Here is a 23,005-nt window from a genome sequence, read left to right on the forward strand (position 1 = left end):
CCCGCAGGCTGCGTTTACGCGCGCTCCACAAAAAATAATTAAACGAAGGATCCTTCAATGGATAACTCCAATACCCTGCCCCGTGGGTCGGCCGCCGTGCCGGCAAAAGAACGAACCACCTCCAGCCGTATCAAATCGATCTTCAGCGGTTCTGTCGGCAACATGGTCGAGTGGTATGACTGGTATGTCTACGCGGCTTTCTCCCTGTATTTCGCCAAGACCTTTTTCCCCAAAGGCGACACCACCGCACAACTGCTGAACACCGCTGCGATTTTCGCCGTGGGCTTCCTGATGCGTCCGATCGGCGGGTGGCTGATGGGCCTGTACGCCGACAAAGTCGGACGCAAGAAAGCCCTGATGGCCTCGGTGTACCTGATGTGCTTCGGTTCACTGCTGATTGCGCTGAGCCCGGGCTATGAAATCATCGGTATCGGTGCGCCAATCCTGCTGGTGTTCGCCCGCTTGCTTCAAGGCCTGTCGGTCGGTGGCGAGTACGGCACCTCCGCCACTTACCTGAGCGAGATGGCGACCAAGGAACGTCGCGGTTTCTACTCCAGCTTCCAGTACGTGACCCTGATCTCCGGTCAGCTCATAGCACTGGGCGTACTGATCATCCTGCAAAATGTACTGACCACCGAAGAGCTGTACGCCTGGGGCTGGCGCATCCCGTTCGCCATCGGCGCGCTGTGTGCCGTGGTCGCGCTGTACCTGCGCCGTGGCATGGAAGAAACCGAGTCGTTCACCAAGAAAGAAAAGGCCAAGGAAAGCGCGATGCGCACCTTGATGCGCCATCCGAAAGAGCTGATGACCGTGGTTGGCCTGACCATGGGCGGTACCCTGGCGTTCTACACCTACACCACCTACATGCAGAAATACCTGGTGAATACCGTCGGCATGAGCATTTCCGACTCCACCACCATCTCTGCCGCCACGCTGTTCCTGTTCATGTGCCTGCAGCCAATCATCGGTGGCCTGTCGGACAAGATCGGCCGACGTCCGATCCTGATCGCCTTTGGCGTACTGGGCACGATTTTCACCGTGCCGATCCTCACCACCCTGCACACCATCACGACCTGGTGGGGCGCGTTCTTCCTGATCATGGCGGCACTGATCATCGTCAGCGGCTACACCTCGATCAACGCGGTGGTCAAAGCCGAACTGTTCCCGACCGAAATCCGCGCCCTGGGCGTGGGCCTGCCGTATGCCCTGACCGTGTCGATCTTCGGCGGCACCGCTGAATACATCGCGCTGTGGTTCAAGAGCATCGGCATGGAAACCGGTTACTACTGGTATGTCACCGCGTGCATTGCCGTGTCGTTGCTGGTGTACGTCACCATGAAGGACACCCGCAAGCACTCGCGGATCGTCACCGACTAACGCCGCACGCGTGATAACCAAAGGGGGCAGACCGTCGGGGTCTGCCCCCTTTTTTGTGGGCACTGCGTGCCCCATGAAAATTCCGTCATGCGCTGGGTCCGTGAGATTAATCACGAGTTAATGCCCAGCTTCCATCCTGATCGTGCCTGATCGATTGACGGCGATTCGCCCATTCAAGTCCTTGAAGTAGGAATGCGTGACGGCGCTAACATCCAATTAATCGATCCTTTTTAGCATTTATTTGCGCTTTTCAATCAATTTAATCGGCGTAGCATGAAACCCATGCCCAAGACAGAAAACGCCAAAGAACCTGGAGAAATGAAGATGAAAACCCAACTGTTCCTCGCCATCGCCTTGTCCGTACTGGCCGCCAACACCTTTGCTGCCGATGGTTATGACCGCACGGGCTCCGCAGTTGCCGCCGATGGCTATGACCGCACTGGATCCGCCACCGTCGCCGCCGATGGTTATGACCGCACAGGCTCAGCCACCGTCGCTGAAGATGGCTACGACCGTACTGGCGGTGCCACTGTCGCCGAAGATGGCTACGACCGCACTGGCGGCGCCACGGTCGCCGAAGATGGTTATGACCGTACTGGCGGCGCTTCCATCAGCTGATTCATGCAAGCGGCAGTACAGCCCGGCTTCGGCCGGGCTTGTCATTTCTGGAGCAGCAATAATCCCCGGGCTTGCACAGGGTTCTTCATCTGACTGGCAATCAGTGGCTCGGCCTTGCACTATTGCCGCACATCGATAGCAGCCAAGGTACGTGCTCCATGCCCGACGACATCCACTATTACGAACCCGCCAACGGCCACGGTCTGCCCCACGATCCGTTCAACGCCATCGTCGGCCCGCGGCCCATTGGCTGGATTTCTTCACAGGATGGCGAAGGCCGCTTGAACCTGGCGCCTTACAGCTTTTTCAACGCCTTCAACTACATCCCGCCGATCATTGGTTTTTCCAGCGTCGGGCGCAAAGACAGCCTGAACAACATCGAGCAGACCGGTGAATTCGCCTGGAACCTGGCCACCCGGCCGTTGGCGGAACAGATGAACCAGAGCAGCGCCATGGTCGGGCCGCAAGTCAACGAGTTCGAGCTGGCAGGCCTGACAACCGTCGCCTCGAAAGTCATTCGGGTGCCACGGGTCGCCGAAAGCCCGGTGTCTTTCGAATGCAAGGTCACCCAGATTATTCAGTTGCAGCGGGCGGACGGAAATGTGGTGCCGAGCTGGCTGATTCTCGGCGAAGTCGTCGCCGTGCATATCGCCAAGTGGCTATTGAAGGATGGGGTGTACGACACCGCCGCGGCAGAACCGATTCTGCGCGGCGGCGGGCCGGCGGATTATTTCCAGCTGGGGCCTGAGGCATTGTTCAAGATGTATCGCCCGGGGGCGGTGAGGTAATTACCAGACCAGCCCGCCGTCTTCACTGACCCCCTTGAGGTGGGTCAGTTGCAGGGCTGCAGCTTCGTCCGCTTCCTTGGCGGTCTTGAAAGTCTGTTCTTCCAGCAGTTTGTTGAAACGAGGCGCACCGGAGCCGCCGATGGCTTTGGTGGCGATTGCCGCGTAATACCCGCCTTCGCGGGGGACTACGGCCGATACAGCTTCGAAGGTTTCAAAGGCTTTGCGTGCCATGTCGCGCATCCTGGCTAGTTGAGAATGCTGCCATTAAACCCTCAACCGGCCAGTTTGTGTACCGCTGCCCCGGACTGTCGCAACGCCTGCGCCGCCGACACGTCCTTGAAGGTGTGAAAATCCAGGCTGTCGACCACCAGTTCCTGCACCAGCTCGGCAAAAACCTCCATGGCCGGCGTGCTGAAGTACGCGGTCATGGCTTGCTGGTTGGCCCAAAAACCGGACACCAGCCATAACTGCGGATCGCATTGAGAGTGCTGCAAGGCGAAGCTCAGGCAGCCTGGTGCGGCGCGCGACGGCTCGATCAGCGCGCTCAGGCGCAGACCCAGCTCTTGAGAACGTCCCGGGCGTGCCCGGACAAAGGCCATATGACTGACGGGGATCTGCTTTGACATGTTCAACCCTCCCGGGGAGTCGCGAGGCAGCCAGCGGGACGGGCTGCGACAGGATCCAAGGTTAAAGGGCGATGTGCCTGTGTCGTTAGTCGATTCCTGCCGGCGCGTTGCACAATCCTGCGAAACTGAGCGGGCAAGCCGGTAATGGCCTGTGTAGGAGCAAGCTTGCTCGCGATGGTCGTCAACGATAACGCTGGAAACCTGATACCCCACGGCGCTCTCGGGTTTATCGCGAGCAGGCTCGCTCCCACAGGGGTTCGGCAAACTGCCCAGCGCTGAGTATGTGCACAAACAGAAGCCACCCCGTGCAGAATCAGGCAAGCATCTGGCAGGATGTGTCTACCGCTGTTGCTTGCACAAACATATGCTCTGCCCCATCACCCATGCCTTGCCGAGGATGCCTTGCATGTCGTCTCTCGATCACTCTTCACACCCGCCGCAAGCCCCGTTGGACACCGATATGGAAAAGCAGCGCGCTGAACTAGCGGCGATCATCCGGCGCAACACCGCCGAAGATGGCAGTTATGCCACCGCCATCGGCTCGCTGTTCATGTCGCGCCACAGCCAGTCCCACGAATTTGCCCCGGTGCTGGCGCAACCGGCGCTGTGCATCATGGCCCAGGGGCGCAAAGAAGTTCAGCTGGCGAACGAGTACTTCAATTACGACCCACTGAACTACCTGGTGGTCTCGGTCTCGATGCCGCTGAGCGGGCGGGTGGTCAATGTCTCGAGCGAGGAGCCGATCCTGGCCTTGCGCCTGGACATAGACCCCGCGGAAATCACCGCGCTGATCGCCGATGCCGGTCCCCTTGGCGTACCCGCCAGGCCAACCGGGCGCGGGTTGTATGTCGAACAGCTCGACAGTGCAATGCTCGACGCCGTGCTACGCCTGGCGCGATTGCTCGACACGCCGAAAGACATCACCATGCTCGCGCCGCTGATTCGTCGGGAAATTCTCTACCGGTTGTTACGCAGCAAGCAGGGGCATCGGCTGTATGAAATTGCCATTGCCAACAGTCAGAGTCATCGAATCAGCCAGGCAATCAAGTGGCTCAACAGCAACTATGAGCAGCCGCTGCGTATCGATGACCTGGCCAAAGAAGTGAACTTGAGCGTGTCGACGTTGCATCACCGCTTCAAGGCGATGACGGCAATGAGTCCGTTGCAGTATCAAAAGCAGCTACGCCTGCAGGAGGCCCGGCGCTTGATGCTGGCCGAAGGGCTGGAGGCTTCGGCGGCGGGTTATCGGGTCGGCTATGAAAGCCCTTCGCAATTCAGCCGGGAGTACAGCCGGTTGTTCGGCGCGCCGCCATTGCGGGACCTGGCGCGGTTGCGCTTGAGTGTCTAGCTGAGATTTGTGTGGGGTGTGCCGGCCCTTTCGCGAGCGGGCTCGCTCCCACATTTGATCTTTGCAGTTTACAAATGCTGTGTTCACAGAAGATCCACTGTGGGAGCGAGCCTGCTCGCGAAGAGGCCAGTACAGTCAGGCGCCGAGTACGCGGCAAGCCTCCGCCGGCAAGGTCACCGACACCGGATGCCCAACGCTCAAGCCAAACCCCTGGCACGGCGTGCTCAGTGCGGTAAACGACACCCCCGAACACTCGACCGTGGTCTCGATGGTCGCGCCGATATCCCGCACGAAAGTCACCTTGCCCAGCAAGCGGTTACCCGCCGTGGCTTGCGGCGCCGACAGTTGCAAGTCTTCCGGGCGAATCAGCATTTTCACCTTTTCACCCACCACAATGCTGCTGCAGATGGGCACCTGCAACGCATCGCCGCCTGGCAGGCTGACCTTGCCGTCGCCCAGCGCCGTGGCCGGGAAGATGTTGCCCGAGCCGATGAAGTCCGCGACGAATTCGTTGGCCGGGTGACGATAGATCTCGATCGGCGTACCCACCTGCTGCACCCGATGCTCGCCCAACACGACGACGATATCAGCCATGGTCATGGCTTCGCGCTGATCGTGGGTGACCATGATGGTGGTGATGTTCAGACGCTGTTGTAACTGACGGATCTCCACCTGCATCGACTCACGCAGCTTGGCGTCCAGCGCCGACAGCGGCTCGTCGAGCAACAGGATTTTCGGGTGGTTGGCAATCGCCCGGGCAATCGCCACGCGTTGCCGTTGGCCGCCGGAGAGTTTCGCTACCGGGCGATCGATCATCGCTTGCAGCTGAATCAACTCCAGCAACTCCACTACCCGCGCCTGCTGATCAGCCTTGCTGACCCCGCGCAGTTTCAGTGGATAGGCGATGTTTTCCCCCACGGTCATGTGCGGGAACAGCGCGAGGGACTGGAACACCATGCCGAAATTACGCAAGTGTGCCGGAGTATGGCCGATGTCCTCGCCGTCCAGGCGAATCTCGCCGCCGCTCAGGGTTTCCAGGCCGGCGATCATGCGCAGCAAGGTGGTTTTGCCGCAACCGGACGGGCCCAGGAAACACACCAGCTTGCCCTCGGGTAAATGCAGGTTCACATCTTTTACCGCGCAGGCCGAGCCGTAATGTTTCTCGACGTTTTCCAGAATCAGACCAGACATAAGAATCACCTCAAGAAATCAGAACGAAACGCCACCTTCACCGACCAGCTTCTCCAGCGCCCAGATCAGGACGAAGTCGATCAGCACGATCAGCACGGCAAACGAAAATACGGTTGGATCGAGCGACGACACGGTGCGGCTGTACATCCAGATCGGCACGGTCATCACATCGATGGTGTAGAGGAAATAGGTCACGGTGAACTCGTTGAACGAGACGATGAATGCCAGCAGCATGCCCGCCAGGATCCCCGACTTCATCAACGGCACCACCACGTCGACGATCGCCCGCAGCGGTGAAGCGCCAAGCATTTGCGCGGCCTCCTCGACTTCGCTGCCGATCGAGAGCATGGCTGCCGTGCAGTTCTTCACCACGAACGGCAGAGCCAGGATCACGTGGGCAATCACCAGCCGCGAGGTGGTCATCTGGAACGGCAGGCTGTCGAACACCAGCAGCAACGCCAGGCCCAACACCACCATCGGGAACACCAGGGGCAGCGACATCAATTGCAGCGCCACGGCCTTGCCACGGAACTCGCAACGGGTCAGGGCATAGGCCGCCGGCACCGCGATGAGAGTCGCGAAGACCATGGTCAGGCAGGACACCATCAGGCTGGTGGTCATGGCCTTGCCCAGGCTCAGCACATCGCTGGCGTCCGGCGACACGAAGGTGTGCCAGGCCGCCTTGTACCATTGCAGGCTATAGCTGCTGGGCGGGAAGTCGAGGTTCGACGCGCCGCTGAACGACATCACGATCATGGTCAGGATCGGCAATACCGCCAGCAGCAGGATGAAGCCCGAAAGGACGCCGGCAAACTTGCCGGTCTCGCCGGGCAACAGCCCATAACGCTTCTTGGTCAGGGTGCTCATTGGGAAGCCTCCAGCATGCGCCGACGACGGCCAGTGATGAATTCGGACAAGGTCATGATCGCCAGGGTGGTGACGATCAGCACCACACCGGCAGCGGACGCGGCGGGCCAGTTCATCAGCGGGGCGATCTGGTCATGCACCATCACCGCCAGCATCGGCACGCGCCGGCCACCCAACAGCAACGGCACCACAAAGCTGCTGGCGTTGTAGGCGAACACCAGGGTCGCACCGGTGATGATCCCGGGCAGGCTCATTGGCAGGACCACCTGGCGGAACACCTGGAAACGACTGGCGCCAAGGGTGGCAGCCGCTTCTTCGTAGCTGCGGGCAACGCCGCGCATCGCGCTGGCAATCGGCAGCACGGCCAGCGGGAAGGCGGTTTGCACCAGGCCCATCAGTACCCCGTTCTGGTTGTACAACAGCATGATCGGGCGTTTGATCAGGCCCAGGCCCATCAGCGCCTGGTTGAGCATGCCACCGGGACCGAGAATCACCAGCCAGCCGTAGCTTTGCAGCAGCAGGTTGACGAGCAACGGCAACAGCACCGCGGCGAGGAAGATCCGGCGCACAAAGGGCGAAGTCAGGCGTGACATGGTGTAGGCCACCGGGATCGCCAGTATCACCGCGATCACCGCGCTGATCAGCGCCAGGCGCAGGGTCAGCATCAGCGATTTGAGGTAGTAGGGTTCGAGCAATTGGGCGTAGCTGGCCAGGCTGAACCCGGACCATTCCGCGCCTTTGGTGCCCACGCTCATGCGCAGCACCAGCAGGCTGGCGGCAATCAGTACGCCAAGAAACAGCATCGACGGCGTGAGGAAAAACCAGGCACGGGCCGTCGGCGAAACACCCCGGTTCGGGCGCGGCTCAGCGACACTGACCGAATGGGTCAAAGGTTGGTGTTCCATAGCAAAAGTCTCGTCAATGGAAAGCAGCTGTCAAACACATGTCTCGAAACCACCGGGAACCCTGTGGGAGCGGGCTTGCTCGCGAAAGCGGTGTGTCAGTCACATTGATGTTGGATGTGCCGACGCATTCGCGAGCAAGCCCGCTCCCACATTGGATTTGTGGTGTTCCGGATCAGGAAGAAAAGATTTCCGTGTAACGACGAATCCATTGGTCATGCACGGTGGCCAGGAAGGCGTTGTCATGCATGATCGCCTTCTCGGCAATTTGCTCCGGCGTGAGAATGTACGGGCTCTTGCGCGCTTCGGCGGAGATGATCGCCTTGGCGTTGACCGGGCCGTTGTAGATGTCTTCAGCCATCTTGCCTTGCACCAGTGGGTCCAGGGAGTGGTTGATGAAGGCGTAGGTCAGGTCGGTATCGCCCGGACGATTCTTCGGCATCACCGAGAGCATCAGGTCGGTGTAGAAACCTTCCTTCATGCCGAAGGTGGCGCCCAGACCGTAGTTCGGATCGCGGATCTGTTTCGGGAAAAACGCCGGGGCGTACAGGCCGCCCATATCCAGGGAGCCGGTGCGGAACAGCTCGGCAATCTGGTTCGGGTTCTCGCCCAGGGTCACCACACGGTCCTTGAGCTCGGCGAGTTTCTTGAAGCCCGGCTCGATGTTGTGCTCGTCACCACCGGCCAGTTTGGCCGCGATGATGATCAGGTCCATGGCCTCGGTCCAGTTCGGCGGCGGCAGGAAGATGTTCGGCGACAGGTCGGCGTCCCACAGGGCGGCGTAGCTGTCCGGCGCCTGCTTGATGGTGCGCGTGCTGTAGACCAGGCTGTTGCACCAGAGCAGGTAGCCGATACCGTGGCCATTGGCGCCGGTGCGGTATTTCTCCGGTACGTCGACCAGGTTGGGGATACGGTTGAGGTCCGGCTTTTCCAGCAGGTTGGCGGCGGCCAGGCCTTCGGCACCGACGCCGGCCAGGGTGATGATGTCGTACTGCGGACGATCACCGCCGGCCTTGAGTTTGGCGACCATTTCCGAGGTACTGCCGGTGCGGTCGGCGATGACCTTGCAGCCGTACTTGTCTTCGAAGGTCGCGGCGATGTTGCGCAGTGCGGCCAGGCCGGTGTCGTCGGACCAGGTCAGCAAACGCAGGGTCTTGCCTTGAAAGCGGGTGTCGCTGGCGTTGGCCTTGACGAACGGCAGGCTCATGGCCGCCGCGGCAACCGAGGCTACGCCCACGGTCTTGATGAATTGACGTCTGTTCAGATCATGCTCGCCCATTACGGACTCCCTTTGTTTTTGTAGGTATAAGGCAGGTCGAAACTGTTGCATCCGCGCGGCCGGTTCAGCGTTTACCCCTCGTATGTTCGGGGGCTTTACTGAGCCAGCGGGTTCATCCTGAGGTCGTGTAAAACACCTGACTATCGATAAAAATTCATTGAAGCCATGACGCCGGCGCATGCCTCTCCTGTAGGAGCGAGCATGCTCGCTCCTACAGGAGAGGCATCAGACGGCGCGAATCACGTGCTTGATTTCCTGGAAAGCCTGCAAGCCCCACGGCCCCAATTCGCGGCCGATACTGCTTTGCTTGTAGCCGCCCCAGGCGGTCTGCGGGAATATCACTTGCGGCGCATTTATCCACACGAGCCCCGCCTGCAAAGCATTGGCGACGCGATCCGCCGTTTCTGCGTTACGCGTAACCACGCTGGCGACCAGACCAAACTGGCTGTCGTTGGCCAGGGCAATCGCCTCAGCCTCAGAGGCGAAACGACGCACGCAAATCACCGGGCCGAAAATCTCTTCGCACCACAGCGCACTGTCCAGGGGCACGTCAGTGAAAACGGTCGGCTGCAAAAAATATCCGCGCGGCAGGTCTGCAGGACGATTGCCGCCGCAAACCAGTTTGGCGCCAGCGCTCAAACCGCGATCGATATGGCCGAGCACGCGCTGGTACTGCGCCTGATTGACCAACGTGCCCATCTCCACGTTCGGGTCGAACGGGTCGGCCACACGAATGGCTTCGGCGCGGACCTTCACACGACCGAGGAATTCATCGGCCAGCTCATCGGCAACCAGCACGCGGCTGGTCGCGGAGCACATCTGACCGGCGTTGAAGAAACCGCCACCGCAGGCCACTTTCACCGCCAGGTCGAGATCGGCATCGGCCAGCACCAGCAAGGAAGATTTGCCGCCCAGTTCCAGGCTCACGCCCTTGACGGTTTCCGCTGCCCGCTGCATGACCTGCACACCGACCGCATTGCTGCCGGTGAACGACACCTTGGCGATGCGCGGGTCTGCCGACAACGGTGCGCCAACGGCCAGGCCAGTGCCGCACACCAGGTTGAACACACCGGCAGGCAGGCCGGCCTGGGCAATGATCCTCGCCAGTTCCAGCTCCGGCAGCGGCGTCACTTCCGAGGGCTTGAGCACCACGCAGCAACCGGCGGCCAGGGCCGGGGCGAGTTTCCACGCAGTGGTGACCATCGGGAAGTTCCACGGCACGATCAGGCCGACCACACCGCAAGGTTCACGGCGCAGGCGCGCACTGAAATCGTCGGTCGGCAGCTCTACCGGGCTGTCCTGTTTCGCGTCCAGACCTTCAGCCAGGCCGGCGTAATATTCGAACGTGGCGATCACGTCATCAACGTCGATGGCAGCTTCGAACAATGGCTTGCCGTTGTTGCTCGACTGCAAGTGCATCAACTGGTCGCGACCGGCCTGCACACCCGCGGCGATTTTGCGCAGGATCGCGCCACGTTCGGCGCCGGTGGTCTTCGACCAGTCGGCAAAGGCTTTGGTCGCTGCGCTGACCGCCTGATCGACGGCGCGCTCATCGCCGCCATTCACCGTGGTCAACAACGCTTCGGTCGCCGGGTTGATCACGCGCAAGTGTTCCTTGCCCGCCGACCATTTACCGTCGATGAAAAGGCCATCCAAAGTCGTCGGAAAAGTCGTGGAAACACTCATTTCGACACCGCCTTCGTCCACGCGGCCTGATCGATTTCAATCAGGGTCGGGCCCTGGCGATCGGTGGCAACACGCAATGCCGTACGCAATTGTTCAACAGCATTGACTGCCTCGGCGGCACAACCCAATGCCTTGGCTACACCGATGAAGTCCGGGGTGTAGATGTCCACGCCCACCGGCTCGATGGCACGGTTGACCATGTACTTCTTGATCTCTTCGTAACCCTGGTTATTCCACAGCAGCACGATCACCGGGGTGCGCGCTTCAACGGCGCTGGCCAGTTCCGGCAGGGTAAACTGCAGGCCGCCGTCGCCGATCAGGCACACCACTGGAGGACGTGCGCCGCCTTCGACGGTGCCGCCCAACCAGGCGCCAATCGCCGCCGGTAAGGCGTAACCGAGGGTGCCGTAACCGGTGGAGGAGTTGAACCAGCGACGCGGGCGTTCCGGGTTGAAGGTCAGGTTGCCGGTGTACACCGGTTGGGTCGAATCACCGACGAATACCGCGTTCGGCAGTTCGTGCAGAACGGTTTCCAGGAAGCGGCTCTGGGCCAGGGTCGGCGCGTCCCAGGTGGCGGCCAGCTCTTCGCGCAAACGGGCGGCGCGCACCTGGCCCCAATCGTTGCGGCGCTCGGCCAGTGGCTTGTGTGACAGCGCGCTGAGCAAGGCCTGGGCGGCGTTGCGCGAGTCGGCGACCAAGGCCACGTGTGGCGGGTAGTTGCGTACGGTCTGGTCCGGATCGATGTCGACGCGCAGCAGCTTGCCAGGAATCTCGAAACCACCGGCGAAGGTCACGTCGTAGTCGGTCTCGGCCAGCTCGGTACCGATGGCCAGCACCACGTCGGCCTCGGCGACCAGTGCGCGCGTGGCAACCAGGCTCTGGGTCGAGCCGATCAGCAACGGGTGAGCGGAGCGCAGCATGCCCTTGGCATTGATGGTCAGCGCCACGGGCGCGTCCAGCAATTCGGCCAGCTCGGTCAATTCGGCGGCGGCATCGATGGCGCCACCACCGGCGAGGATCAACGGACGCCTGGCACCGGCCAGCAGCTCGGTCATGCGGCTCACGGCGGACGGTGCGGCACCGGCGCGGTCGATGTTTACCGGGATGCTGGCGAGCAGGTCATCGGCTTCTTCAACCAGTACGTCCAATGGAATTTCGATGTGCACCGGGCGCGGGCGACCGGCCTGGAACAGCGCGAAGGCACGGGCCAGCACGTCCGGCAATTCGGACGCCGACATCAGGGTATGGGAGAACGCCGCCACGCCGCCGACCAGTGCGCTCTGGTTCGGCAGTTCGTGGAGCTTGCCGCGACCGCCGCCCAGTTGGTTGCGGGTCTGTACGCTGGAGATCACCAGCATCGGGATCGAGTCGGCATAAGCCTGGCCCATTGCCGTGGTGATGTTGGTCATGCCCGGACCGGTGATGATGAAGCACACACCCGGCTTGCCGCTGGTGCGGGCATAGCCGTCAGCCATGAAGCCGGCGCCCTGCTCGTGACGCGGGGTGACGTGGTTGATGCTCGAACGGGCCAGCCCGCGATACAGCTCCACGGTATGAACCCCGGGAATGCCGAACACCTGCTCGACTCCGTAACCTTCGAGTAACTTGACCAATACTTCGCCACACGTCGCCATGTCATTGCCCTTCTTGTTCGTTTGAGACGCCGGGCCTGCGCAATGTTTATGATGGGTTCGCAGGTCCAGGGATGGCCTCATTGGAACGGGCGACACATAGCCGCAACAATGGATAAAAAGTCATACTAGCCATGTCCTCACGTCATACCTTGGATCCCGATGAAACGACTGCCTCCCCTGCCGGCGCTGCACACATTCCTGATTACCGCGCAGTGCTGCAATTTCACCCGTGCTGCTGAACAGCTATTTATCACCCAGGGCGCGGTGAGTCGGCAGATCGCCGGGCTGGAAGATTTCCTGGGTTACGAATTATTTATACGTCAGGCTCGAGGCCTGGACCTGACCGCCGAAGGACGGGAATGGCTGCCACGGGTCCAGCAGATTTTCGGCTTGATCGACGAAGCGGTCGAACAGATCGGCGAGAAGCGCGAAACCCTGCAGCTAAAGGCTCCGACCTGCGTCATGCGCTGGTTGCTGCCACGCCTGTTGCAATGGCAAAGGGAACGCCCGGACGTGCCGGTGGAGCTCACCACCACGGTCAAGCACGGCGTGGATTTTCATCGCGAGCAGTTCGATGCCGCGGTGATGTATGGCGCGCCGCCGGACAGCTCACTGCTGTCGCAAAAACTCTTCGATGAGCAACTGACGCCGGTGTGTTCCCAGCCATTGCTCGAAGGTTCGGTGCCGCTCCAATCGCCGAAGGACCTGGAGCAACACATGTTGCTCCACCCGACCCGGGATGAACGGGACTGGAAGGCCTGGCTGGCCACGGCGGATATTCGCTTGAGCAACGTGAGCAAGGGCCAGCATTTCGAAACGCTGGACCTGGCCATGTCGATGGCGTCCCAAGGCACGGGGGTGGCGATCGGTGACTGGTCGTTGATTGGCGATGACCTGAGTGCCGGGAGGCTGGTCATGCCCTTTGAATTGAAGGTGAAAACCGGGCTGGCGTATTACCTGGTTTTCCCGGAAAAACCCGCACCTTCTCCGAAGTTGCGCGAGTTGATGGGTTGGCTGGTGGAACAGGCGCAATCGCGGTAATCGAAACCTGCAGGAGCGAACATGCTCGCTCCTGCAGGTGTGTACTCGTATGATCGTTCCCACGCTCTGCGTGGGAATGCAGCCCGGGACGCTCTGCGTCCCATTGGCGGATTTACCACTTCATCTCGCCCTTGGCGACCTTGGCGCTCAGCTCCAACGAGCTTTCCTCCCCCAGTGCCGGGAAGCGTTTTTTCATTGCTGCGATCAGTGCCGCCGAATCCTTGGCCTTGGCGGTTTCTTCGTCGAAGGCCTTGATGTATTCGGCGGTGAACTGCACGGCGGCCAGGGAGCGGGCGCTATCGCCGAGGTAATGGCCCGGCACGACGGTGTTCGGCTTCAGGTTTTCGATCGAATGCAGGGTAGCCAGCCAATCGGCATGGGACTGCGCGGTCTGGGTATCGGCCATCCAGACGTGGATGTTTTCTGCCACGACCACACCACCGACCACGGCCTTGATCGACGGAATCCACACGAAGCTGCGATCCGGTTGCTTGCCCTCAAGGCCGATCACCTGCAGTTTCTGCCCTTCGAGCATCAGGCTGTCGCCCTTGAGCACATCCGGCACGATCGTTTTGGCGGGCGCGTCAGCTCCCAATTTCGGCCCCCAGAACGCCAGTTTGCCGTCGATGGTTTGCTTGATGTGATCAACGGTCGGCGGCGAAGCGAGCACTTTTGCATTGGGGAATGCAGCCGTCAGGGTATCGAGGCCGAAGTAGTAATCCGGGTCGCCGTGGCTGATGTAGATAGTGGTCAGTTGCTTGCCACTGGCGCGGATTTTTTCCACCACTTGCGCGGCCTGGGACTTGCCGAACTGGGCGTCCACCAGGATGGCCTCTTTCTCGCCGCTGACCAGTACCGAGGTCACCGGGAATATCGCTTTACCGCCGGGGTTATAGACATCCAGTGTCAATGTCGACGCGGCTGCGTGGGCGGCGAAGCCGAGGACAGCGGTCGCCAGCAAAACGCGTTTAAGTGTGGTGAAACCGATCATCTGTTGCTCCGTTGCTTGCAGGCCAGGGAAGGCCGATATGGGAGCAGAGCTTAGTTGCCTGCTTCAGTACAAAAAATGCGATGCTTTAACATAGTTTGTTTCTGAAACCGGGCAAATCATGGATCGTCTACAAGCAATGAGGGTGTTCGTCACGGTGATCGATCTTGGCAGCCAGTCGGCCGCCGCCGATCATCTGGAGCTGTCACGGCCGGTGGTTTCGCGTTATCTGGCGGAACTGGAAAACTGGGTTGGCGCACGCCTGATGCACCGCACCACGCGCAAGTTGAGCCTGACCGCCGCCGGTAGCGAAATACTGCCCCGCTGCCGGCAGATGCTCGACCTGTCCACGGACATGCAAGCTGCCGTCAGCGTGCCGGACGATACACCCCGCGGCCTGCTGCGAATCAGCGTCAGCACCTCGTTCGGCCAGGCGCAATTGGCCGATGCCATGGCAGCATTCGTCAAGCGCTACCCGGGTGTCAGCATCGACATGCAGATGCTTGACCGCACGGTGAACCTGGTGGACGAGCGCATCGACCTGGCCATTCGCACCAGCAATGACCTGGACCCGAACCTGATCGCCCGTCGACTTACCGTCTGCCGATCAGTGATCTGCGCCGCCCCCGCCTATCTGCGTGAACACCCTGCACCCCGGCGGATCGAGGACTTGAGCCTGCACAATTGCCTGACCCACTCGTACTTCGGCAAAAACCTGTGGCACTTTGAACAGGGTGGCGAACAGGTGGCGGTGCCCGTGCAAGGCAACATCAGCGCCAACGAAGCCAGCACACTGCTTCGCGCCACCCTGGCCGGGGCCGGCGTGGCCATGCTTCCCACTTATCAGGCCGGCGTACACATCCACAGCGGTGAGCTGGTGCGCCTGCTGCCCCGGGCCGAGCCAAGGCAGATGAACGTGTACGCCGTGTATGCCTCACGCAAGCACATGCCGTCGGCGCTGCGTTGCCTGGTGGATTTTCTGGTGGAGAGGTTCCCCGAAGATCCGGAGTGGGATACTGGCCTGTAGGAGCTGCCGTAGGCTGCGATCTTTTGATATGGATCTTCTCGACGCCGCTGAAAATCAAGATCAAAAGATCGCAGCCTCCGGCAGCTCCTACGCATCTGACCTATGCTCAAGTTAATACCGAAGGGTATTCGTTCAGAGGTCTACGCCATGAACATCAAAACAAGAAGGTACCTCGCCATCTTCATCACCTGCGCGGTCACGCTCGGGTTGTATGGCGCTGCTGCGTGGCGTGTCGAGCAGCTACGCAACTTGCCCCGGGAGGCTGCCAGTTGCAACTTCGAGCGCTGCATCCCACACAACGCCACCCTTAACGCACTGCGCTAAGGAGCGGATCAGCCTTCTTTGTCCTGATCGGCCTTCAAGCGGTCGCGGAACGCCTTTGGCGAGATGCCCACGCGTCGTCGGAACAGGCGCGTGAAATTGGTCGGATCAGAGAACCCCAACACGTCGGACATTTCATAGATGGTCATGCTGGTGTAGGTCAGCAGGCGCTTGGCCTCCAACAACTGCCGTTCGTGCATGATCTGCAACGCCGGTTGCCCCGCCAGCTCGCGGCAGGTGCCATTGAGGTGAGAGACCGAAATCCCCAGCCGATGGGCCAGGTCTTCAACCTTGACGTGCTGGCGGTAGGTTTCTTCCACCAACTGGATGTAGCCATTGAGGTATTCCCGCGCCCGCTGCGGTCGTTGACCCGCTGACCGGCGCTGGATCACCTGGCGGCTGACCCACACCATGATCACGCTGACCAGCGAATGCATGAGCATTTCCCGCGCCGGTTGGTGGCCGGTGTATTCGGTCTGCAACGCGCCGAACAGACTGTTGAGGTACGCGGCGTCGGGGCCTGCCGGGTAGCTCTCGGCCTGGGCCAGGGCATTTACCGAATGCCCCAATTGCGCCTGAAGATGCGCGATAAGTGGTGCCGCGAGGGTGACCACGAACCCCTCGACGTCTTCGCTGAACCGAAAACCATGCACCGACAACGGCGGCAGGATCTGGATCGCCGGCTCAGTCAGTTGCGAACGTTTGCCTTCGATTTCAAGCTCTGCCTGACCTTTGAACACGAAGAGCAACTGACATAAATCGGCGTGGCGGTGGGGTTTGATTTCCCATTGGTGTTCGCGACTGCGTTTGGAAATGGTTTCACAGTGCAGCAAGTCCGGGGTCGGCCAATCCAGGCTTTCACCGTAGAGCTTGAACACCGGAATCGAAGGCAGGTCAGGCTTGTTCATCACTTCAATCCAGGTTTCGGAATGGACGACGGGCGATAATCGCACCGATTGGCAGAATGTACAGCTACCCGCTCAGTTTTCACCTTCAATTGACCGACCCGCAAGGGGAAATTGCAAGCACTCGATCCATAAAAATCAATCACCGCCCCCCGCCGCGTGGGATCTGCAAGGGCTGACCTGTTGCAAAACGGTGATGGTCTACGGCCAGACAGGAGTCATCCGCGACCTGATAGCCGCTCGTCAGTTCGACGGTTTGCAAATTGATCGGCCAGGCCTTCCATATGAGGCTATCGAATAGCCTCCTATCGACTTACACTGGCGAGCATCCCGCTCGCCTTGACTGGCGGGTCATTCACTGCCGCAGGTTTATTCGTGACCACACTCCACCAGCCTGAATTGCCCAAACCGGCCATCCGCAGCGTGCTGATCGCGCTGATGCTGGCGATTTTCCTCGGTGCGCTGGACCAGACCATCGTTGCCGTGTCGATGCCGGCCATTTCCGCGCAGTTCAAGGACGTCAGTTTGCTGGCCTGGGTGATTTCCGGCTACATGGTGGCAATGACAGTGGCAGTGCCGATCTACGGCAAGCTGGGCGATCTGTACGGCAGGCGCAAATTGATGCTGTTTGGCATGGGGTTGTTCACCCTGGCGTCGCTGTTCTGTGGCATGGCCCAGAGCATGGAGCAACTGGTGCTGGCGCGAATTCTCCAGGGGATCGGAGCGGGTGGAATGATCTCCGTCAGCCAGGCAATCATCGGCGATATCGTGCCGCCCCGTGAGCGCGGCCGTTATCAGGGCTATTTCAGCAGCATGTATGCGGTGGCCAGCGTCGCCGGCCCGGTGCTGGGCGGGTACATGACCGAATACCTGTCCTGGCGTTGGGTCTTCCTGATCAATTTGCCGCTGGGCGTGGGAGCATGGCTGGTGGCCAATCGCACGCTGGTCGGCTTGCCGATTCCGCAACGCAAACCGGTGATCGATTACCTCGGTACCCTGTTGATGATCATCGGGCTGACGGCGTTGCTGCTGGGCATCACCCAATTCGGCCAGGGGCACTCCTGGCGCAGTACCGAAGTATTGGGATTGCTGGCTTGTGCGGCAGCGGTGCTGGGCCTGTTCGTGCTGCATGAACGACGGGCATCGGAGCCATTGCTGCCGATGCACCTGTTCACCAACCGCAATGCGATCCTGTGCTGGTGCACGATTTTCTTCACCAGTTTCCAGGCCATCTCGTTGATCGTGCTGATGCCCCTGCGCTTCCAGAGTGTCACCGGTGCCGGTGCCGACAGCGCTGCCCTGCACCTGCTGCCGCTGGCCATGGGATTGCCGATCGGTGCGTATTTCGCCGGCCGCCGGACTTCCGTGACCGGGCGTTACAAACCGATGATCCTGACCGGCGCCCTGCTCATGCCGTGGTCGATTCTCGGCATGGCGTTCAGCCCGCCCCAGGCCTTTTTGCTCAGTAGCCTGTTCATGCTGTTCTGCGGGATCGCCTCGGGCATGCAGTTTCCGACCTCCCTGGTCGGCACGCAGAACTCGGTGCAACAGCGAGACATCGGCGTTGCCACGAGCACCACCAACCTGTTCCGTTCATTGGGCGGAGCGGTGGGCGTGGCACTGATGTCGGCACTGTTGCTGGCGTTGTTGCAGGATTCGAGCTTCGCCCACCTGGCCGGCTCTTCGCTGTTGGCCGAGGGTCACTCGGGGAATGTCTTGCTGGATGGCCTGAACGCCGCGCAGGGTGACGCGCAGGATGCCCTGCGCGCTGAACTGCTGCTGACGTTCCGGCATTTGCTGATGGTGAGTGCTGCGGTGTCGCTGCTGGGGCTGGCGGCGGCGATCGCCATGCCGAACAGGGTGCTCCGCGGGCGCGAGGACAAGGTCCGGTAGAGAGACCGAGTCGCCCGCATTCGCGAGCAGGCTCGCTCCCACAATGTTTTCCAGACTACACAAAATGTGTGATCACTGGAGATTCAATGTGGGAGCGAGCCTGCTCGCGAATGCGGTGCCTCAGGCAATACCATTCAAGGGCTGTAATACCCCACCGCCACCAGGAAATGCCCGACCTTTTTCAGATAGGCATGCTTGTTCTCGACCTTACCGGTCACCGGGTTTTTCCAGCGGTATTCATACTCGCCGTAATCCTGTTTCGCGATCAGCGCCAGCATCGGCTCCCCCACCGGCTTGCCATCCGGATCATTGATCTTGCTGAAATCGGTGTTGATCAATCGCAAGTTGGTGCCATGGGCGACGTAGCGCCGGGTATCGAGGTCGACGACGAAGACATACAGGTCATCCTGCAGGTAACCGCCCTTCAGCGAGTTGATAGCTTTCAGGGTGCCCTTCTCGTCCTTGGCCAGGTCGGCCGCCGCCTTGTTCAGCAAGGCCATGGCTTGCTCCGCCGAAGCCCGTGGCAGGTAGTAACCGACCGCGAGGATTCGCTGGCCGACTCGCTGATAGTAGACATGCTTGCGCTCGACCTTGCCGTCGGACCAGTTTTGCCAACGGTACTCCGCTTGCTGGATGCCATTGCCCTCGGGCACTTTGAGCGCATCCTTGAAGGCCTTCTGCAGATCCGGCCCGAGCACATCCGATACATCCCGCCCAATCAGCGCCGCCGAGGGCCCGCCGCTGGCGAGCATCACCCCCTTGGTATCGACCACGAAGACATACCGGTCCTGGTCGACAAACTCGCCCTGACGGCTGAAGGCGGCGAATGCCTTGTCGCCATTGTCGTGGTAGTAGGCCAAGGCTTTTTCCAGCAAAGCGATGGCGGCCTGACTGTCGGCCTTTTCCGTTTCGGCAGCTTGAACCTGGCCCAGGCACATCAACAGCATGCCTCCCAAACAGGCCAACTTTTGCACAACTCCCATGGCACGTCCCCCATTCTCTTGATGTTTCAAGAGCGTAGACGGCAATGGCGCATGCAGGGACATTCAGCGAAGGTGGGATCATTCCCGGCGAACCGGGAATGAGGCAGGGCTTACTGGCGAGCGCGCACCTGCTGTTGCAGGTTCTGGATCTGCGCTTGCAGGCTGTTGATGGTCCGGGTGACCTGGCTGCGGAAGGCATCGAACTCAGCAGTGCTTGCGCCTTGAGGGGCACTCGGACGGTTATCCTGCTGGCTTTTGAGGACCACGATGTCCTGTTCCAGGCGGTCGATGGCGGCGTTCGGATTGCCCTGTTTCTTCAGCGCTGTGATGTCGGCGCCCAGGCTCTTCAGTTGCGCGTCGAATTTTTCGGTATCCGCCGGGGTATTTTTCAGCGTGGCCAGTTCACTACCCAAGGCTTTGACCTGCTCCTGCACTTGCGCATTGGCCTTTTGCTGCTCGGTGTCCTGGGCGGCCATCTGGGTCAGCCGTTTGTCCAGGTCGCTGGTCTGCGCGGTCATCTGCGCCAGGCGCTTGTCCAGGTCCGAGGCTTGGCCGGCGACGCCCTGTTGTTGCTTGCCCTGATCCTGCAGCTGATTTTGCAACTGCCGGATTTGCAGCTTCAGCGCTTCGCTGTCGGTACTGACGTTAGTCTGGCTGGCGACCACCTTGCCGGAAATATCCTGCAGGCGCCCCGCCGCTTCTTCACTGATTCGCGCAAAGCTTTCCTGGGTCGCCACCAACTGTTGCTCCATCAGCGATATCTGCTGGAAGCTCCACCAGGCAAGGCCCGCGAAGGCAAAGAACAGGGCGCCGACCAGTGCCCACAACGGGCCGGTGCTCGCCGCCTTGACCTTGACCACTGGCGGCGTGCGCGAATGCACGGTGGTGCGGGCGCTCTTCGGGAAATCATCGTCATCGAGGATGTCTGCACGCAGGCTCGGTACATCGTCGAAGTCATCGTTGGCATCGTTACGCATGGACATTGAGTCAACCTTTGTGAAACAGGGTGTTGGCTGGATGCGGCGCAGTATAACCCCCCACGGCCGCAACGATTGACCCTGAACCCCGACCTCGGTTCAGTGATGCCGATTTCAGCGGATCTCCTGGGCTTTCCACCAGGCGCAGAATTCATCGAGCGCGGTCCAGAGACTGACCTTGGGGTCGTAGTCCAGATAATGCCGGGCTCGGCTGATATCCAGGGTGAAATTTTTCTTCATGACCTGCATGCCCAGTCGCGACAGGGTGGGTTCGGGACGTCCCGGCCACAACTTGCAGAACCCCTCATTGAGCGCCGCGACGCTGTAGCCCAGGCTGTAGGAACGGTAGCGCGTGACTTGTGGGACTTCCATTTTACGCATGACGTAATTGACCACGTCCCACAACGGGATCGGCGCGCCGTTGCTGATGTTGTACACCTTGCCCAGGGCTGAACCAGTGGCCAGCAAACTGCTGAGCAACGCTTCATTGAGGTTGTGCACGCTGGTGAAGTCGACCTTGTTCAAACCGTTGCCAATGATCGCCAGGCGCCCCTTGCGCTGCATCTTGAGCAACCGCGGGAAGATGCTCATGTCACCGGCCCCGGTCACGAAACGCGGGCGCAGCGCCAGGGTTTCGAGGCCAAACTCCTGGGCGCCGAAAACTTTTTGCTCGGCCAGGTACTTGGTTGCGGCGTACGGGTGCTTGAAGCGTTTAGGCACCTGCTCTTCGGTCAATCCCAGATGATCGCGACCATCGAAATAGATCGATGGCGACGACAAGTGCACCAGGCGCCGAACCCGCTGCTTCAGGCAGGCCTCAACCACGTTTTCGGTGACCTGGACGTTGCCCAGGTGAAAATCCTGATAACGCCCCCACAGGCCAACGGCGCCGGCGCAATGCACCACGGCCTCGACCCCGGAGCACAGGTCGCGTGCCAGCAGCGGGTCGCACAAGTCGCCCTGGATAAACTCGGCGCCACGGCGCACCAGATGTTCGACGCTTTCGGCCCGGCGACCGGTGACCCGCACGTCCAGTCCCTGCTCCAGGGCGAAACGCGCAAAGCGCCCGCCAATGAAGCCGCTTGCGCCGGTGACCAGAATCTTCATGTAGTGCTCCGAATATTTCGTTTTTTGCGTATTGCGTGAGGTCTTGACGCTGCCTGTCAGCCCAACGGCACCAACCACTGCCTGGACACCTGCACCAATTGCTCGGTCAGCAGCCCCAGCAACTGACCGCCATTACGCCAATGATGCCAGTACAGCGGCACGTCGATCGGTTTATCTGGCAAAAGCTCCAGCAAAATGCCGCGCTCCAGTTGTTCGCGCACCTGAAGTTCCGGCACCAGGCCCCAGCCAAGCCCGGCCTCGGTGAGGCGGATAAAGCCTTCAGACGATGGGCAGAGATGGTGTTCGAAACCGCCATCGACGCCCAGGGATGCCAGGTAGCGATGCTGCAGGAAGTCGTCCGGGCCGAACACCAGCGCAGGAGTCCGGGCCAACTGATTGGCGCGCACGCCTTGGGGAAAGTGCCGCGCAATGAAGGCCGGGCTGGCCAATGCACGGTAACGCATCGCCCCGAGCAATACGCTGCGCGCACCGGCTACCGGGCGCTCACTGGCACACAGGCACGCTGCGACCTCGCCTGCGCGCATGCGCTTGAGGCCGACGGTCTGGTCCTCGACCACCAGATCCATCAACAGGTGGTGTTGCGCGCAAAATTCCCCCACCGCCTGGGCCCACCAGGTCGCGAGACTGTCGGCATTCAGGGCGATCCGCAGGCGTTCCGGCAGGCCCTCGTCGTCAAGCGTCGGCACCAGCGTTTGCAAATCCCGCTCAAGCAGACGTACCTGCTGCACATGGTTGAGTAAACGCCGGCCGATCTCGGTCGGCGACGGCGGCGTGCCCCTCACCAGTACCGGCTGGCCGACCCGCGCCTCAAGCAATTTGATGCGCTGGGAGATAGCCGATTGCGACAAACCCAACACCTGGGCTGCCCGTTCAAAACCGGCCTGCTCGACCACCGCAGCCAGGGCAGAAAGCAATTTATAGTCGAACATCAGTTTTCCTAATGAGCGATCAGCAATATTGGTTTTTCTTATACAGGTGACTGCTGGAAAATAGCCAGCACGAACTCGCACAAGGATCCTCCACATGGCTGGCGAAACTTCACTGGCAACGCTACTGCGCAGCATGAGCCCGCACCTCAATGCTGGCGAGTACGTGTTCTGCACCCTGGCCAACGGCCAATTGCCCGCGGGCCTGGAAATCATCGGCAGTTTTCGCGAGCAGGAAGGCCTGACCGTGATTGTCGAACGCTGCCGCGCCGAGCAGGCGGGCTTGAGCTTCGACTATGTCGCCGCGTGGATCACCCTGAACGTGCATTCGGCCCTTGAAGCCGTCGGCCTCACCGCGGCGTTCGCCACGGCCCTGGGCCAGGCCGGGATCAGCTGCAATGTGATCGCCGGTTACTACCACGACCATTTGTTTGTCGGCCAGGCCGACGCCGAGCGCGCCTTGCAGGTATTGCGCGACCTGGCAGCCAACGCGGAGTAAG

Annotated in this window: 23 protein-coding genes; 9 read left to right on the forward strand and 14 right to left on the reverse strand. The window is 60.8% G+C overall.

Annotated features, from left to right (window positions below; all coding sequences use genetic code 11):
• Positions 1-57: 57 nt before the first annotated feature.
• The 3 genes from QLG10_RS19610 to QLG10_RS19620 all read left to right on the forward strand — a co-directional run bounded on the left by QLG10_RS19610 (position 58) and on the right by QLG10_RS19620 (position 2,783).
• Complete coding sequence (locus tag QLG10_RS19610) at positions 58-1,377, forward strand: MFS transporter (RefSeq protein WP_179055223.1); 1,320 nt, start codon at positions 58-60, stop codon at positions 1,375-1,377.
• A gap of 324 nt (positions 1,378-1,701) precedes the next feature.
• Positions 1,702-1,995, forward strand: a complete 294-nt coding sequence (locus tag QLG10_RS19615) for a hypothetical protein (protein WP_282487871.1) — start codon at positions 1,702-1,704, stop codon at positions 1,993-1,995.
• A 158-nt stretch (positions 1,996-2,153) separates the two neighbouring features.
• Positions 2,154-2,783 (forward strand): flavin reductase family protein, encoded by a 630-nt coding sequence (locus QLG10_RS19620; protein ID WP_282487872.1) that lies wholly within the window; start codon positions 2,154-2,156, stop codon positions 2,781-2,783.
• Here the strand turns inward: QLG10_RS19620 and QLG10_RS19625 are convergent, their stop codons facing one another.
• On the reverse strand, positions 2,784-3,014 hold the full coding sequence (locus QLG10_RS19625; RefSeq protein WP_282487873.1) for a hypothetical protein: 231 nt from the start codon (positions 3,012-3,014) through the stop codon (positions 2,784-2,786).
• Between the two features lie 41 nt (positions 3,015-3,055).
• On the reverse strand, positions 3,056-3,409 hold the full coding sequence (locus QLG10_RS19630) for a putative quinol monooxygenase (RefSeq protein ID WP_110752828.1): 354 nt from the start codon (positions 3,407-3,409) through the stop codon (positions 3,056-3,058).
• Positions 3,410-3,815: 406 nt separating this feature from the next.
• Between QLG10_RS19630 and QLG10_RS19635 the strand changes: the two genes are divergently transcribed.
• Entirely contained in the window at positions 3,816-4,757 is a 942-nt protein-coding gene (locus tag QLG10_RS19635) for an AraC family transcriptional regulator (protein ID WP_110752826.1), read from the forward strand.
• Between the two features lie 135 nt (positions 4,758-4,892).
• On the opposite strand, the gene QLG10_RS19640 is transcribed toward QLG10_RS19635, so the two are convergent.
• The 6 genes from QLG10_RS19640 to QLG10_RS19665 all read right to left on the reverse strand — a co-directional run bounded on the left by QLG10_RS19640 (position 4,893) and on the right by QLG10_RS19665 (position 12,316).
• On the reverse strand, positions 4,893-5,948 hold the full coding sequence (locus QLG10_RS19640; protein ID WP_110752824.1) for an ABC transporter ATP-binding protein: 1,056 nt from the start codon (positions 5,946-5,948) through the stop codon (positions 4,893-4,895).
• Positions 5,949-5,966: 18 nt separating this feature from the next.
• A complete protein-coding gene (locus QLG10_RS19645) occupies positions 5,967-6,815 on the reverse strand; it encodes an ABC transporter permease (RefSeq protein WP_282487874.1) in 849 nt (282 codons plus the stop codon).
• Entirely contained in the window at positions 6,812-7,720 is a 909-nt protein-coding gene (locus tag QLG10_RS19650; RefSeq protein WP_033041993.1) for an ABC transporter permease, read from the reverse strand. Before QLG10_RS19650 ends, QLG10_RS19645 begins: the two co-directional genes overlap by 4 nt.
• 172 nt (positions 7,721-7,892) lie before the next feature.
• The gene (locus tag QLG10_RS19655) at positions 7,893-8,996 is read right to left on the reverse strand and encodes an extracellular solute-binding protein (RefSeq protein ID WP_020799480.1); all 1,104 of its coding nucleotides are present in this window, start codon (positions 8,994-8,996) and stop codon (positions 7,893-7,895) included.
• 225 nt (positions 8,997-9,221) lie between these two features.
• Positions 9,222-10,682, reverse strand: a complete 1,461-nt coding sequence (locus QLG10_RS19660) for an aldehyde dehydrogenase family protein (RefSeq protein ID WP_282487875.1) — start codon at positions 10,680-10,682, stop codon at positions 9,222-9,224.
• Complete coding sequence (locus tag QLG10_RS19665; RefSeq protein ID WP_110752818.1) at positions 10,679-12,316, reverse strand: 5-guanidino-2-oxopentanoate decarboxylase; 1,638 nt, start codon at positions 12,314-12,316, stop codon at positions 10,679-10,681. The genes QLG10_RS19660 and QLG10_RS19665 overlap by 4 nt, the downstream gene beginning before the upstream one ends.
• A gap of 159 nt (positions 12,317-12,475) precedes the next feature.
• On the opposite strand from QLG10_RS19665, the gene QLG10_RS19670 reads away from it, so the two are divergent.
• Complete coding sequence (locus QLG10_RS19670) at positions 12,476-13,357, forward strand: LysR substrate-binding domain-containing protein (RefSeq protein WP_020799477.1); 882 nt, start codon at positions 12,476-12,478, stop codon at positions 13,355-13,357.
• Positions 13,358-13,469: 112 nt separating this feature from the next.
• On the opposite strand, the gene QLG10_RS19675 is transcribed toward QLG10_RS19670, so the two are convergent.
• Positions 13,470-14,348: an MBL fold metallo-hydrolase gene (locus QLG10_RS19675; protein ID WP_110752816.1), complete on the reverse strand. Its 879-nt coding sequence runs from the start codon at positions 14,346-14,348 to the stop codon at positions 13,470-13,472.
• A gap of 118 nt (positions 14,349-14,466) precedes the next feature.
• On the opposite strand from QLG10_RS19675, the gene QLG10_RS19680 reads away from it, so the two are divergent.
• Entirely contained in the window at positions 14,467-15,372 is a 906-nt protein-coding gene (locus tag QLG10_RS19680; RefSeq protein WP_218278487.1) for a LysR family transcriptional regulator, read from the forward strand.
• A 147-nt stretch (positions 15,373-15,519) separates the two neighbouring features.
• Entirely contained in the window at positions 15,520-15,696 is a 177-nt protein-coding gene (locus QLG10_RS19685; protein ID WP_020799474.1) for a hypothetical protein, read from the forward strand.
• 8 nt (positions 15,697-15,704) lie between these two features.
• On the opposite strand, the gene QLG10_RS19690 is transcribed toward QLG10_RS19685, so the two are convergent.
• Positions 15,705-16,601, reverse strand: coding sequence for a helix-turn-helix domain-containing protein (locus tag QLG10_RS19690; RefSeq protein WP_248679027.1), 897 nt, complete (start codon positions 16,599-16,601; stop codon positions 15,705-15,707).
• A gap of 372 nt (positions 16,602-16,973) precedes the next feature.
• Here QLG10_RS19690 and QLG10_RS19695 point away from each other — a divergent pair, with 372 nt between their 5' ends.
• Positions 16,974-18,491: an MDR family MFS transporter gene (locus QLG10_RS19695; protein ID WP_110752807.1), complete on the forward strand. Its 1,518-nt coding sequence runs from the start codon at positions 16,974-16,976 to the stop codon at positions 18,489-18,491.
• Between the two features lie 134 nt (positions 18,492-18,625).
• Here QLG10_RS19695 and QLG10_RS19700 read toward each other — a convergent pair whose 3' ends face one another.
• The 4 genes from QLG10_RS19700 to QLG10_RS19715 form a co-directional block, all read right to left on the reverse strand.
• Positions 18,626-19,474 carry a cache domain-containing protein gene (locus QLG10_RS19700; RefSeq protein ID WP_033043449.1) on the reverse strand — a complete coding sequence of 283 codons (849 nt, stop codon included), beginning with the start codon at positions 19,472-19,474 and terminating at the stop codon, positions 18,626-18,628.
• Positions 19,475-19,584: 110 nt separating this feature from the next.
• On the reverse strand, positions 19,585-20,457 hold the full coding sequence (locus QLG10_RS19705; protein WP_282487876.1) for an ATPase: 873 nt from the start codon (positions 20,455-20,457) through the stop codon (positions 19,585-19,587).
• Positions 20,458-20,565: 108 nt separating this feature from the next.
• Positions 20,566-21,558 (reverse strand): NAD(P)-dependent oxidoreductase, encoded by a 993-nt coding sequence (locus QLG10_RS19710; protein ID WP_110752801.1) that lies wholly within the window; start codon positions 21,556-21,558, stop codon positions 20,566-20,568.
• A gap of 56 nt (positions 21,559-21,614) precedes the next feature.
• Positions 21,615-22,508, reverse strand: a complete 894-nt coding sequence (locus QLG10_RS19715; RefSeq protein WP_110752798.1) for a LysR family transcriptional regulator ArgP — start codon at positions 22,506-22,508, stop codon at positions 21,615-21,617.
• A gap of 94 nt (positions 22,509-22,602) precedes the next feature.
• On the opposite strand from QLG10_RS19715, the gene QLG10_RS19720 reads away from it, so the two are divergent.
• A complete protein-coding gene (locus QLG10_RS19720) occupies positions 22,603-23,004 on the forward strand; it encodes an ACT domain-containing protein (RefSeq protein WP_110752796.1) in 402 nt (133 codons plus the stop codon).
• Position 23,005: the final 1 nt, after the last annotated feature.

Origin of the sequence: Pseudomonas sp. V98_8 (assembly GCF_029967975.1) — a bacterium.
Taxonomy (GTDB): Bacteria; Pseudomonadota; Gammaproteobacteria; order Pseudomonadales; family Pseudomonadaceae; genus Aquipseudomonas; species Aquipseudomonas umsongensis.